This is a genomic window from Butyrivibrio sp. XB500-5 (assembly GCF_003625505.1).
Lineage (GTDB): Bacteria > Bacillota > Clostridia > Lachnospirales > Lachnospiraceae > Butyrivibrio.
The window spans coordinates 75,229-88,801 of sequence record NZ_RAIS01000007.1 but is presented as its reverse complement, the minus strand read 5'-3'; the positions used below and the strand labels follow the sequence as shown (position 1 = coordinate 88,801).

Here is a 13,573-nt window from a genome sequence, read left to right as displayed (position 1 = left end):
TATAGCTGAGTTTTATTCGTTTTTTCGTTTCGTCCAAGCATCGAGTTTACTATCTCTATATGCAATCCACCCCAAAGGTAAATCAGCAATCTGATTAACAGTAGGATCAATATTGACCATTTCATATAATGAAATGATCATGGCTTCCTCTTCTTTAACCACATCACCCTCTAGAAATTCCCACATGCCATCATCTTCGTCATGTGATACTAATAATATGTCTTTTTCTCCATTAACAATGTTTTTGGTAGTTATAACTGTTGTGTGGTTCATGCCATTCCTAAATATTTTTTTAGCTTAAGTGTTGCCACGTAGATTGCTTCCGGGAACAATTCAAAATATTTATTTACCCCTTCGTTAATAACAGGAATAATAATAGAATTGATGTTGTACTCCAAATTTGTTTTCAATTCATCATTACTAATTATATCCAACGGGTATTTAAAATCTTTCTCACCATTAACTTCATAAAAAAACCTTCCCGTCAAATCACACTCATTAATCTTCGGATATTCCACACCATCATGTAAATCCTTTATACAAAATCCATAATTAACATAATAACTATTCTCATAGTTGGATTTCTGTAAATTGATAAGTACAGTCATTTTTTCTAGATCATAGTAATATTTTTTTTTACAGTATATAAAACCATAATCATTTACTATTTTCTGAAGTTCTTTCTTGAATTCTGTATTATCCATAGGTACCTTTACGACCATTCTCCGATTATATTTCCCGCTTTGGCTGATGAGGGAAGACCACGATTACAAACATAACATGTATTCCATAGCTGACTTTTATTCGTTTTTTGTTTCGTCCAAGCATCGAGTTTACTATCTCTATATGCAATCCATCCCAGCTTTAAGAAAACAATTGTTTATGTAGTTTCTCATGGAAAATCATATCTTCGTCTTTGTCTACATCAAACGCTATTTCTTTGACCACCAGTATGTTGTCTTGAAATAAAACTGTGTTATATTCATACATGATCTTTTTTAATTTTTCTATCCCGATAGTATTAACTGTATCTTCAGACCAATAATTCATCCAATGTACTGTAGTGGGCATATTCCCTTCTAAATATCTTCCATATTTTCTGGATATCGCTCTATTAGCCAAACATCCCCAATATGGCTTATATGCCAACACAAGATTCTTAAACAGTTTTCTAACCATTTCTGCATTATCCTTTTCATAAAGGTCTAGTTTTAACGGCAGATTTATGATCAGTGTATCGTAAAACTTATCATTTTTGTTTCCGGTTTGTATTTGAATTGAACTTGATTCCTTTTCATCAAAAGAAGAAAAAAATGAAATAGAGTATCCAAGATCTTCAAACACATTTTCATCTTCCTTATTAATTCCCCTTTTCAAAGCACTGCTAAAGTTTTCCTGATTCCATTGAAATTCCTTAATATCTTTTTGGGAATCACATGTCAAATAATTCGGTCTTAGTTCATATGGATACTCCTGTAACAAATTCAAAACATCATATGTTTCTCTTGATATTTCTTCAAAATTTTTTTCTTTTTTCTCTGCTTTCTTCCATAAAACAATTGAATGCCTCTGTACCATTTTCCCTCCTAATCAGCAGCTTCAAATATTAACTCTATTCCTGTAATCCCATTGTCCATAAACAAATCCTGAACAACATTTAAAGTTTCTTCTTCAGCAAAATACCACTGTATCTTTGCACCTTCCGAAGCGACAATTTGACGCTTCGCCTCATTAATGAGCGATTGTTTTCCAGAAAACCACTCATAAAATTCACCAGTGCTTTCGTTGATGAACTGAGAGTACTTTCCCTTTGCATCCAATAGGATTCCATCTTTCATCCCATCAAATTTCACGCCATTTTGAACCCATGCTGCCCCTTCTTCTCCAGTTATTTGCGTTTGATATGCTCTGGAAAAATCACTCATATTTTCATTGACTTTTTTCCATTCTCCGCTTAACGTTTCTTTCCCACTCTTCAATACAGCATCGTCCGCTGCATTTGTTGCTTTCGCCACATCATCTGACGTTTCAGCAACAACTTCTGCAACGTCATCGGTCTTTTTTATGATCAAATTTGCAGCATCGCCGGCTTTTGCGGCGTCATCGGCCATACCGGTGGCTTTGGCGATGTCATCGCCTTTATCCAATAATTTAACTAGATCATCGCCTTTGCCTGCAGCTGTTTCGATGACTCGTTCAGCGTCATCAAGCTTACCGACCACTCTTTCAAAATCGTCCAGAGAATTGACTACGGCCTCTCCGGCTTCGCCGGCTTTTGAAGCTCCGCCGGCTTCTCCTCCTCCGACGACGAAACTTCCTATCGTGGTAAGTATGTAGCCTGCTGCTTCGTAGCCTTCCTCTACGGACATGTTTTTTGTCTTTTGGATGGCTTCGTCTTTAAGGATGTTGACGATCGCCATACCCTGATCTTTTTTATCACCAAACCATGCCATCAGGTCTGCCGGGAGATTGTCGGTGCCTTTTTCTTTGATGTAATCAACACCTTCTTCAATCATACCACTAATTCCGTGTCCTGCCTTAAATCCAAGCTCAGGAAGTTTCAAAAATCCGGTTACGGTTTCTACAGCGACCGAAACGCCTCCGCGCTGGAATGCCCTGAAATTCTTCTTGGCATTTTTCTCAGTGTCTGCAAGGCTTCCGGTCTCCATCAGGCTCTGTATTCCTCCTGCGAACTCAAAGAAAGAAAAGAGTCCCATTGAAGTAAGGTTGTTATAGTATCTGTTATCCGGCTGAAGGTCTACCAATGCTTTTCCGGCCTCTTTGAGCTTGGGTCCAAGATAATCGCCCATCGCCGAAAGGATCTTGGCTCCCTTCTCCATCTGCTCAAGTCTTTCTTTATTGCCACCCTGTTTATATATATCATGTGGATCAATTTCTTTGATAGCCTTTATTCCGCCTTGAGAGATCGCCTTGATCAAGGTCTTTTCCATCTGAGGCTCGTAAACTTCCATCTCGTTAAGCCTGTCAGCTTTGGCATTGATGTCTGTCGTAAGCTCGTAGACATACTCTTCAATCCCCGTTCTGTTCACGTAATCCCATGAGTTTTGATCAAACCGCTCAAACTTTTTTATGCAGGTATCAATGAATTCTCCGGTGCCGCAAAGCTGTCCGTACGCTTGGCGCGTGGGGTCGTAATCGGGCTGGGTAAAAGAAAATTCGCATAGATCACTATACTCTTTTGCCAGCTCATTTACATATGCCGCATCGTTCTCGATACCTCTTCCGTTATAGCTCAGATTGTCAAAAAAGTCTTCGACTTCTCTTTTTATGCCTGTAAGCACATCGGTATCTATGCGCGCCTTGGGCGAAGCATCGACTTCTGCTTTAAACTCTTCCTCTATATCGCTATACATGCGGCAAAGCTTGCTTTGGATCTTTTTCTGTTCATAATGGTATTTAAGCTGCTTATCACTTATAAATGCTTTGGATGCATCCGCCGCTTTTCCCACAAACTTATCATTACGGACATATTTTTCATAATTTGATTCAAGTACATTTGCTTTATCGCTGTAGCTATCAGTCAGATAGTATAAGTTTTCTATAAATGCATGTGCCTTCTCGACATCATGACTCTTCCCCATTATAGTCTCTCCTTTTTATTGCGCTTCCTGCATTCCTTCAAGCTCATCCTTTTCAGCTTCCAGATGATCTATCCTTGCTTTCCATTCTTCTATAAGCTCTTCCAGTTTTTCTATTGCAGCATCGATCTCAGAAAGAAGCGTGGAAGTGGATTTCTGTGCATCCTCCGTAAGCTCATTTATCTTCTTTTTTAGCTCCGCTGCGTCTCTTTCTCTTTCGCCTCTCCATTTGGAGGCCTTTGTCATGTCGTATGCCAGGAAAGGACGATAGACATCTGTATCTATCGCATCCTTTTTTCCCGAAATACGTCCACTTGCTTCTTTCAATAGTCTTATAAACTCTTCCGCTCTCTCTATCTTACCCCAGAGGCGGTCGATCTCATCTTGTATATCTTCTATAGTACGCATGATCGTTCCCCATTACTCTTTCGCTGAATCTACTTTTATACTCTTGCTTGCAACATCATCAACTCTTATCATGCTGTCCCTTAGCTTTAAATAAGCAGTAGGCAGCACAACAGATGACTCTTCTCTGTACACTTTTGAAGAATTAAGAACATCCCTTAAAAGCTTTTCCATTTTCTTTCCAACTGAGGTATTTTCCCAGACTTCGATATTTTCAAGTACGGAATCGGATAGGACGCAATCTGCTGCGGAGTTGCCGATAGAACCGACTATCTCCGTAAAGACGCCTGCGTCCATGTAGACTTTTTCTTCTTTCATTTTTTCCCCTTTACTTTTTATAAGCGTACATGTGAATAACTATTTAACATAATAACACACATCTCAGAAGGGGTTCAATAATGTTGGAATGCCCCCTGAAAAAAAACTGTTGACATCCTACGATAGATGTAGTACTATGCCTGATGTAGTATATCAGTCGTACTATTACTGACGTAACATATAAACAATGCGATTTTAAAGGAGGTTTAGATCTCGTGGGCTACGGGATCACAAGCTAAAGATATGAAAAATTTGAAATTATTATTGGGAATAATCATCGGATTTATATTGGAGCTGGGATGTATTATCTTCGTAGATAATGCTATTAACCAATTGATCGTAAATCCCGCGCTTGGAGGAATGGCGGAATTTGCAGCAAGAACGCTGATCTTTATCATCGGCTACTTTATCATTGAAAAGATGTATAAAAAAAGTGTTGCTCCTTCAACAAAGAACCTGAAGAAAGGACTCTTTGTCTATGGAGCAACATTCTGGATCTTGTTCATCTCGAACCTTATATTTGATCATAAAACTCCGACAATGCCGATATTATCATGCATTCCATCGGTTATCGGTATCATCTTTTCCGAAATGGGAACCGGTGTACTTGAGGAGCTTGTTTTTAGAGGATTCTTTTTCAACGCGTTTTTAGATAGGCTTGGTGATACCAAGAGGGGCGTTTTTGCTTCTATGATCCTCTCATCATCGGTGTTTGGACTTTTTCACTTGCTCAATCTTATATCATACCCTGAGCTTTTGGTTGCAACCTTGGCACAGGTGTTATATGCGATCCTGATGGGCAGCCTTTTCTGCGTGATCTACTATAGATCAAGGAATCTATGGCCTTGTATCATACTCCATGGGATCATGGATTTTACGGCCAAATTCTGGGACTGCTTCACTACCGCTCCAAAGACCGATTTTACTTTTTTACTTGCTATCCTTTCAGTTGCTCTCTGCTTAATGCTCTTTATTTCCGCAGTCGTTCAGCTGAACAATGAATTTAAGACTAAAAGGATCAGTCAAACTTAAGGAGTGTCGCAAGGATCCTCTTTGCGCAGAGCTTAAGCATGTCTGTGTCGAGAGCGCCCATTTCCATGGCTTTTTTAACTCTCTCGGGGAAGCCTGTCGCCATCTTGAGGTCGTTACCTGCGTTGATCTCTTTGTAGTGCTCGCCTCTTGTCCACCAGTCTGATGTGACGATTCCGCCAAAGTTCCACTCATCACGGAGGATTCCTGTGATGAGGTCTTTGTTCTCGGAAGCACGGAGGCCGTTGACTACGTTGTAGGAAGACATGATGGTATAAGGCTCTTCCTCTTTTACGATCATCTCAAATGCCTTCAAATATATCTCACGAAGCGCTCTCTCTGAAACTCTTGAATCGCTGTGCTTTCTGTTTGTCTCCTTGTTGTTACAAGCAAAGTGCTTAACACTGGCACCGACGTGGTTTCTCTGGATACCGCGAACCATCGCAGCCGCCATCTTTCCTGTGAGGTAAGGATCCTCTGAATAATACTCAAAGTTTCTTCCGCACATAGGGCTTCTGTGAATGTTGATAGCGGGTGTGAGCCATACGCTAAGGTTATTCTCTTTAAGTTCCTCACCGCCTGTAAAGCCGACTGCTTCAGCAATCTCTTTATTCCATGTGCAAGCGATCGATGTTGAGCAAGGGAATGCTGTTGTTCTGACTCCGGTCTCCGGCATGATACGAACACCTGCGGGGCCATCAGCAGTTGCGGCATTGGGCACACCGTACTCATACAAGTTACCGAATCCGAATACGTTGGAAACACCTGTATTGGGCTGTCCGCCTACAAGATGAATAAGCTCATCCGTTGAAAGCTGCTCCATAAACTCATCGAGAGTGATCTTACCCTCAGCAACCTCAGAAAACTTCTTGATTCCCTCGCGCATAGGCTTTACATAATAGTGTCTCGGAATTTCTCTTACCGTGGGAGCAAGCGCCTCCTCGGTTCCGGGCTGCATCTTCTCAAATATGCATTCGTCTTTGTCCTTGTGCTCTCCGAGAGGAAGCTCTTCAAAAGAGCCGTCACTGAGCATACGCTTTTTTAACTCCGAAGGAACAACCTTGTGCGAAAGCTTCTGTACAACCTTGTCCTCGCCAAGACTCCATGTAAACTCAGACTTTACGGCGTCTCTAACGTTCTTTCCAATATAGAAGCTGTACTCACCCTTCTCAAGAACATAGGAAGCATCGGCAACTTTTCCGAGATCGTCGAATGAGGAAACCGCATACTCATCAGTCACAAGAGTAAGGATCTGTGACTCGCCGGGCGCAAGCTCTTTTGTCTTGTCAAAAGAAACTAAGCTCCTTGCGGCTTTACCGAGCTTTCCGGAAGGTGCACATACATAAAGCTGAACAACCTCCTTGCCCGCAACTTTACCTGTATTTGTAACTTTGACCGTGAAGATGAACTCTTCGTCCTTCTTCGCAGCCGAAAGCTCTTTTACCTCAAAATCGGTGTAAGAAAGGCCATAGCCGAAAGGATAAATGACCTTAGCGTCTGCGCCGGGAATAGTTGAAAAATAGCGATATCCGACATAGATATCCTCAGAATAATCAACGTAATCTATAGACTCGTGGTAGTTCTCGGTTGAAGGATAGTCCTCGAGCTTACCTGCGAAAGTATCGGCAAGTCTTCCCGAAGGGCATACGTTTCCAAGAAGCACGTCCGCTGCGGAAAGTCCGCCTTCCATACCGCCCTGCCCCATGTATACGGCAGCACCGATCTTGGAATCTTCTTCGATCCATCTGCAATCGATAACTCCGCCCACATTAAGAACAGCGACAACGTTTTTGAAGTTGTCTGTCGCGGTCTTTATCATTTCTTTTTCTTCGGGAGTCAGATAAAAGTCTCCATCAGGGAAAATCTCGCCCGAGATCTTGGGCATGCTGACGCCGGCAGGCCAAGGATTGAAGTCCTCATAGTCGCCTTCCTTATCGCTTCTATCCCAGCCTTCGCCGGAAAATCTATTAAGTACAACAATTGCCGTATCGGAAAAAGACTTAGCTTCTGCGAGCATATCTGCAGGAATCGGGATCTCCTGAGTCATTCCGGGAACGCGCCCTGTCTTGAACTGCTCTGTAAGCCCTTCCTTGTAATACTCCATCAAAGGCTCATAGACCTTGACCTCGCGGATCTTGAGACCATCGTACAAAGAGTGAATGTACTCACAATATACGTCTCCTGAGCCGCCACCACCTTTTACGTAGTCAACCGCTGCCTTTCCGAGAAGTACAAGGGGCTTTTCCTTAGAAAGAGGTAAAACCCCGTTATTCTTCAAAAGAACTATCGCCTCATCCGCAGCTTTCTTTGAAATCTCAATGTGTTCCTTGCTGCCTGTCACTCTCTTGTCACCGTAGAGCGGAAGTGAAGGCTGATAGAGAAGTCTTGCCCATTTCTGCATTGTAAAAAATCCTCCGTAAAAATCTAATAAAATTATTCAATGCTATATTCTATTACATAAGGGCAAAAAAGACTACTTAAATTATGTTTTCAAATTTTGTTATTCGGAATCGTCGTCTCCGTCCGAATTATCGGAAGCTTCCACATCGCCGTGATACTCTTCGGAAGGCGCCGCGTCCTCAGAAAATCCACTGTCTCCGTCATCTCCATCATTATCATCGCCTGAATCGCCGCCGTCATCGCCGGAGCCACCTGCATCCTCGTCGTTTCCATCGTCGTCACCGGAAACCGCTTCTTCGTTTCCACCGTTGCCGCCGTCTCCGCCATAGTTTCCGCCTTCAAGGGCATCTTCGTTGCCGCCGTTATCGCCACCGTTTACGCCTTCGCCATTGCCTTCGCCGCCGAGTTGATCGCCGCCGGCAGCGTCTCCGTTACCTTCGCCTGTGCTGTCACCTATTGCCGCATCGCCCGTGCCGTCGCCGGCCATTCCTTCACCGGCTTCGTCGCTAAGACCGGATGCGCCTTCCGATGCAGCCTCTGCCGCTTCGTCGGAATCTATGCTTGATGCAAGTCCCGCTTCATCTGAGGATGCCGGAGCCGCCGCATCTTCAATGGACAATCCGCTTGATGCTGCATCAGCCGCAATCTCTTCCTCTTCTTCGGCTCGTCTCTGCGCCTCTTTTTCTTCAAGCCAATTAGCAAGAGCTTCAGCCTTGACCTGCTCTACATCAACTTCTTCCGTATCTATCTCGGTATTGTCATAATCAATACTTCCGTCTGCGGACACAACGAAAAGTGCGTCGCCGTCGCTGTTTTCAGCAACATAACCCGCAAGATAATTTTCTGTATGAACGATGACTTCCGCAGAAAACTCGTGCTCGCTGTCAGAGTCGTCGCCGCCTTCAGAGCCACTGCCTGTGCCATCGCCTGAACCGTCAGCGGCATCACCTGAATCACTGCCGCCCGAGCCGTCATCCGGATTACCATCGTCCGAGTCGTCCTCATCCTCTATGATCTCAATATCCGTCACTCTCTCACCGATCACAGGACGCAGTTCAACAAGCGAGTAAACATAGCTCTCGCCGTACACATCCGTGATAATATCGATCAGCTTCCATTCGTCATAATCATCGGATGAAGGAATGTCTATGCTATCAGCCCTGTCGCTAAAATCAAAATCGTGATACAAAGCGTTGTCGTCAAAGTAAACATCTATCGGACCCTCTTTTACCTCATCGGAAGAGTCGCTTCTTATCACCTGTAAATGCCAGTAATAATCCGCATCGGCGGAGAATCTAAGATCCGACTCATAGACAGAAGCATGCTCATCATCCATGATAAATCGGCCGTCATTACCCACAACTTCAAGACCCGATTCGGAATAAACTCCCTTATAATGTCCCGACAGCGAATCGCTTACAATGATCCTTCCGCCGACATCATCTATGCTGAATATCTCAGTCTCAGCCTCTTTATCAGAATAAAATTTTCCGTCCTTATAATATACAAGCGCGCTGTTGCCGTTTCCGCTTATCACGATCTCTCTGGGCGTCATATCCCATTCCGCGTCGATCTCGAGGCTCTCAACGCCGCCTCGCATGTAGCCAAGGATCTTATAAAGTGAGCCTGAGCCGGTGATGAGATTGCCTTCCTCATCCGTCAGGAAATACCGTTCCTTATCGGACGCTGAGACAACGTCATACGCGCGCGTAAGGGCGTCAACTCGTCCTTGGAGCTCGCTCTTTCTCTTTTCATCGTCGCACTGCGATATAGCCTTGTTAAGGCCCTTGATCGAGGCATCCATCATGGTCAAAAGAGATTCTTTATCCATGGAAAAGCCCGTAAAATCATAGCCGTATTTTTCCATCCCGCCGACATCGACAGGGAGCGAAACATCGCTCTGCGCCGTCGCTTCAACGTAGCTGGCCATGAAGAAAACGGCCATGGCCAATAATGAAGTTATTCTCAAAAATCTCTTTTTCATAGGCGTTACCTCTAACTGATTCGCACTTATGATACCAATCTTACTGATTCGAACTTATGATACCAATGTTACTGAGTATGTCCTCAGCCTTTGTGGGCTGGTAGAAGCGCTTTCCGGGTCTTACGACCTGGTCGATACCGGGTATTGCACTTACGCTGCTGTGCTTATCCGAATCGTAGAACATAAAGCTTGTCGAGCCGCCAAACGAATCGCCGCTCTTCTTATCTCTTCCTACTATCTCTCCCGCGAATGTCCTGTAAGGAATGACGAGCTTTGGATCATCGGAAGGATTAGCCGTTACTTCCTCGCTCATCAAAATGTGTCCCGTAGCTCCCGTGCCGTTTTCAGCCTTTACCTTTCCTTCGCAGTCGCCGCAGATACCGCCGACGTGCGTTCCCTTAAGGTTGCTGTTCGCCGCGGAGGTTCCTTTGACATCGAGATCTCCAAACAGGAATCCAATCATACCTCCGACGTATCCGTCAAAGCCTTCGGACCTTACAAGCATGCTTGTTTCGCCCAAAGAGCCGTCTTCCGTATACGCTACGCTGCAGTTGTCAAAAGAGATATCGCCGCCACCGCAGCCAACGAGTCCGCCGCTGTAGCTTATCTCATTGGTCTCGGGCTCCCATAGAGCCACAAGCCTTATATCGTCCCTAACAAGATTTCCGTGTACATATTCTTTGGTCGTAGGATTGCCGTTCTCAACAACCATCCATCCCGAGAAGATAAACGTATTCTTTTCAGGATCAACCGGTCTCGTCGCTGTCGTCGGGATTATTGAAGAGACGTTCTCGACATAATATGTCTTTTCATCTCTTGTTACCCTGTGGAATACGCTGTTCGAGTTATCGGGATAAACCGTATCCTTCCAGGTTCCTCCGTCAAGATCGTACTCAACAACGTAGTCACCCGCGAGCATCGCTTCGCAGCTGTCCGTGTAAGGCTCCACAACATACAGGCTCACATCCGAGTCAAAAACAGTTCCCGGAAGCTTAGCAATATTATTCTGAGTGGACGCCGTTCCGTCCTCGTTATTTACGGAAGAATCACTGTAGCCGTAGCCTGTTGTAAAGCGCGTCCTAGCAAATCCCTCGCTCATAGCCTTCGTGATACCGATACGAGGCGTTCCGCTTGAATTCGTGATCGCGCCCGTGATCGTGATAGTGTGCTTAACACCGCCCGCATCTGCCGGAAGCTCGACGTTGTTGACAACGGAAGCCGCCGAATTCTCGTAGATATACGGGTTGTCGCGAAGATTGAACGTAGCGCCGGAATTAAAGTAGATTCCTCCGCCCGCCGTGTTCGCGCTGTTATATTTGATCTCAGGACTGCCCGTCACGGTGAGGGTACCGCCGCTCGAAATATAGATACCTCCGCCGTAATCAGCCGCGTTATTCGTGATCGTACCTGCGCTGATATTAGCCACATGGCCAACCGTTACCGCGCCGCCGATGTCAGCCTTGTTGTTCGTTATATGTCCGCCGTACATGTTGAATGTACCCGAATCCGTCGCATATACAGCACCGCCGTCGCCGCCTCTGTTACCTGCGATATTTCCTCTGTACAGGTTAAAAGAGCCACTCTCTACCTTTACGGCACCGTGCGAAGAAGCACCTGTGATAACGCCGCCGCTGACCGTCTTTTCCTGACCGTCCACGGGACTTGTTATCGATCTGTCATCGTCTCCGCAGTCCGTAAGCTTGAGCTCCGCCCCGTCGGAAACCGCGATCATTCTGGAATCTCCGCCCTCCCAATTTATCTTTTTACCGTTAAGACAGAGAGTTATATTCTCATCGACAACCCACGTGCTTGTGAGGTTGACGTCATTCTCGAGGTAGTAGCTTCCTGCCGAAGTAGGAAGACTGTCGTCGTTTACCCACCTTCTGAATGCGATATTGTCATCGTCGTCATCGTGATGAACGCCGTAAATATCGTGCCTGTGGTCGGGCGCCACGAGCTTGGCCTCATTTCCGTCGTGGATAACGTCGTACTCGTTGCTGTCGGAAATGAAGTACTTGGCGGGATCGACGTCCTTATTTTCGCCGTCGACGTAACCGTAGCCCGTTGTAAAGAAGCCCGGGTTCTCCATGCGGATGCCTACCCTTGTACCTGACAAAAGAGGATTCACAACCGTGAGCTTCCTGCCGCTCTTAAGGTAGACATTGCTCCTCGTGCCGCTTTCGGTGTTCTGCGAAATATAGATCTTTCCTTCTATCTTCACGGTTCCGCTCGAATAATAAACGCCGTGATCTTCGTTTCTTATGATGCTTCCGCCGTAGATCTCAACGGTCGCGGTATTGGAAACATAGACACCGGCTCCCGTATTGTCGGAAATCTCTCCGTTGTAGAGCTGCGCCGTTCCGTTTGTTATCTTGATTCCGTCGCCGTCATTTTCCGTGATGACACCGCCCGACATCTTGAAGGTACCGCCGGTTATGCTTATGCAGCCTTTTTTGCCGCCCGTGATCTTACCTTTTCCGTGCGTGCTCGCATTACAGTCATCGAGTTCAAAAGAGCTTTCGAGGCCCACTACGATAGGAACCTGGCTGCTGTCATTGACTGCCGTAAGGACATAGCCGTTAAGACAGAGCGTTGTATCTCCCTGAACTGCCCACGACTTAGTAAATGTCGTATCGACGGTGAGATAATACTTTCCGCCTGCGGGAAGTGTTGTAGGATCGAATTTGTATACGCCGTCTTCAAGATACAGGCCGAGCATTACATCGATAGGAGTCCATCCCGCGCCGTGATCGTGTACCGCCCACTGCGCATAGAGAGTGACATCCTGAGTTATGGTCTTCATATCGCCGATGTTCCAGAACTCGCCTGTTCCGTCAACGACGGGCTTTGTGTACCATCCCGCAAAGACGCAGCCGGTACAAACGTACTTGCACGCGAATTTATCGTCCGTGAGCTCAACCTGCGCTCCGGGCATCGTAGGCACATCAATGAGTATCGATTTCATCGTTCCTGAAACCTTGCCACTGATAACGCCTGTGTCGTTCCTTGTAAATGTGATCTTTCTCTTAGCTGTGGAATTGTTTATGACAAATATGGAAAAAGAGTCCGCTTCAAAGGTAGCCACAATATCTGCGCCGCTCGTAGATATTCCGCCCACGTTTTCAATGGATTCGTCTATGACTTCCGATTTTTCATCTATGGATGCGACCTTTTCAAGCTTGGTGCCTGCACTCTCATCGATGTGATAGACATCGACAAGGAGCTTATCGCCGTTGTCCTTAGCCTCTTTTGCCTTGTCTTTCATTGTGATGGAAAGGCTGATGGGCTTTATGGGCTCAACGTCGTTGCCGTTGACATCCTTAAATCCGATATCGAGGTATTCAAGGCTGTCCTTTGGAATGTCGCTCTTATTTATTGCAGCCTTCTGGCCGGAGCTGAGTGACGCTGCAGAGACGCTCTTCGCGTAGAAGCCGGCTCTTTTGTCAAAAGCTCCCGAAGGGATGATTGCCTTAACTTCGTAGCAGGTTCCGGCTATGTCCTTGGAGACCGTCCACTGCTCGGAAGGATAGTTCACGCCAGAAGCGGCGTTGGGGTTCTCTGTAAGGAAATTGGTGCCGTCAAAGTAAACCTTAGTGTAGCCGCCGTTTCCGTCGTCGAGATCGACCGCGATGACGTCAGTGAGCTCGTCAAAGAACTGAAGCTCTTCGGCGGCGTAGGCTATAACCTCGAAAAGGCCGAAGTTCAGCACAAGAACAGCTGACAAGATCAGTGTCATCAGCTTCTTTTTGATGCTATTTCTTTTTCCCGTACTGAATCTCTTCATAGTCCGCCCCTCATAAAGTATGAATCAATTCAATCAGTATCCGCCCATAATAAA

Annotated in this window: 10 protein-coding genes; 1 reads left to right on the top strand and 9 read right to left on the bottom strand. The window is 45.5% G+C overall.

Going from position 1 to position 13,573, the window contains the following annotated elements; translation table 11 throughout:
• Positions 1–12 precede the first annotated feature (12 nt).
• The 6 genes from D6856_RS12610 to D6856_RS12585 form a co-directional block, all read right to left on the bottom strand.
• Positions 13–273, bottom strand: a complete 261-nt coding sequence (locus D6856_RS12610) for a hypothetical protein (RefSeq protein ID WP_120687186.1) — start codon at positions 271–273, stop codon at positions 13–15.
• On the bottom strand, positions 270–704 hold the full coding sequence (locus tag D6856_RS12605) for a DUF4304 domain-containing protein (RefSeq protein WP_158588939.1): 435 nt from the start codon (positions 702–704) through the stop codon (positions 270–272). Before D6856_RS12605 ends, D6856_RS12610 begins: the two co-directional genes overlap by 4 nt.
• A 160-nt stretch (positions 705–864) precedes the next feature.
• The gene (locus D6856_RS12600; RefSeq protein WP_120687184.1) at positions 865–1,578 is read right to left on the bottom strand and encodes an Imm52 family immunity protein; all 714 of its coding nucleotides are present in this window, start codon (positions 1,576–1,578) and stop codon (positions 865–867) included.
• Between the two features lie 8 nt (positions 1,579–1,586).
• Positions 1,587–3,602, bottom strand: a complete 2,016-nt coding sequence (locus D6856_RS12595) for a Tox-REase-5 domain-containing protein (protein WP_120687183.1) — start codon at positions 3,600–3,602, stop codon at positions 1,587–1,589.
• A 15-nt stretch (positions 3,603–3,617) separates the two neighbouring features.
• The gene (locus D6856_RS12590) at positions 3,618–4,007 is read right to left on the bottom strand and encodes a DUF5082 family protein (protein ID WP_120687182.1); all 390 of its coding nucleotides are present in this window, start codon (positions 4,005–4,007) and stop codon (positions 3,618–3,620) included.
• A 12-nt stretch (positions 4,008–4,019) separates the two neighbouring features.
• Positions 4,020–4,322 carry a hypothetical protein gene (locus tag D6856_RS12585; protein WP_120687181.1) on the bottom strand — a complete coding sequence of 101 codons (303 nt, stop codon included), beginning with the start codon at positions 4,320–4,322 and terminating at the stop codon, positions 4,020–4,022.
• A 243-nt stretch (positions 4,323–4,565) separates the two neighbouring features.
• On the opposite strand from D6856_RS12585, the gene D6856_RS12580 reads away from it, so the two are divergent.
• The gene (locus D6856_RS12580; RefSeq protein ID WP_120687180.1) at positions 4,566–5,354 is read left to right on the top strand and encodes a CPBP family intramembrane glutamic endopeptidase; all 789 of its coding nucleotides are present in this window, start codon (positions 4,566–4,568) and stop codon (positions 5,352–5,354) included.
• On the opposite strand, the gene D6856_RS12575 is transcribed toward D6856_RS12580, so the two are convergent.
• From D6856_RS12575 to D6856_RS12565, 3 genes are all read right to left on the bottom strand, one after another.
• Positions 5,341–7,752, bottom strand: coding sequence for a glycoside hydrolase family 3 C-terminal domain-containing protein (locus D6856_RS12575; protein ID WP_120687179.1), 2,412 nt, complete (start codon positions 7,750–7,752; stop codon positions 5,341–5,343). The two genes, D6856_RS12580 and D6856_RS12575, sit on opposite strands and share 14 nt — an antisense overlap.
• Before the next feature lie 99 nt (positions 7,753–7,851).
• Positions 7,852–9,735 (bottom strand): hypothetical protein, encoded by a 1,884-nt coding sequence (locus tag D6856_RS12570; RefSeq protein ID WP_120687178.1) that lies wholly within the window; start codon positions 9,733–9,735, stop codon positions 7,852–7,854.
• Between the two features lie 40 nt (positions 9,736–9,775).
• Entirely contained in the window at positions 9,776–13,519 is a 3,744-nt protein-coding gene (locus D6856_RS12565) for an InlB B-repeat-containing protein (RefSeq protein ID WP_120687177.1), read from the bottom strand.
• Positions 13,520–13,573: the final 54 nt, after the last annotated feature.

Excerpts from the sequence above, each read along its gene's own strand:
- D6856_RS12610 (WP_120687186.1), bottom strand. The coding sequence starts at position 273 with ATGAACCACACAACAGTTATAACTACCAAAAACATTGTTAATGGAGAA.
- D6856_RS12605 (WP_158588939.1), bottom strand. The coding sequence starts at position 704 with ATGGATAATACAGAATTCAAGAAAGAACTTCAGAAAATAGTAAATGAT.
- D6856_RS12600 (WP_120687184.1), bottom strand. The coding sequence starts at position 1,578 with ATGGTACAGAGGCATTCAATTGTTTTATGGAAGAAAGCAGAGAAAAAA.
- D6856_RS12595 (WP_120687183.1), bottom strand. The coding sequence starts at position 3,602 with ATGGGGAAGAGTCATGATGTCGAGAAGGCACATGCATTTATAGAAAAC.
- D6856_RS12590 (WP_120687182.1), bottom strand. The coding sequence starts at position 4,007 with ATGCGTACTATAGAAGATATACAAGATGAGATCGACCGCCTCTGGGGT.
- D6856_RS12585 (WP_120687181.1), bottom strand. The coding sequence starts at position 4,322 with ATGAAAGAAGAAAAAGTCTACATGGACGCAGGCGTCTTTACGGAGATA.
- D6856_RS12580 (WP_120687180.1), top strand. The coding sequence starts at position 4,566 with ATGAAAAATTTGAAATTATTATTGGGAATAATCATCGGATTTATATTG.
- D6856_RS12575 (WP_120687179.1), bottom strand. The coding sequence starts at position 7,752 with ATGCAGAAATGGGCAAGACTTCTCTATCAGCCTTCACTTCCGCTCTAC.
- D6856_RS12570 (WP_120687178.1), bottom strand. The coding sequence starts at position 9,735 with ATGAAAAAGAGATTTTTGAGAATAACTTCATTATTGGCCATGGCCGTT.
- D6856_RS12565 (WP_120687177.1), bottom strand. The coding sequence starts at position 13,519 with ATGAAGAGATTCAGTACGGGAAAAAGAAATAGCATCAAAAAGAAGCTG.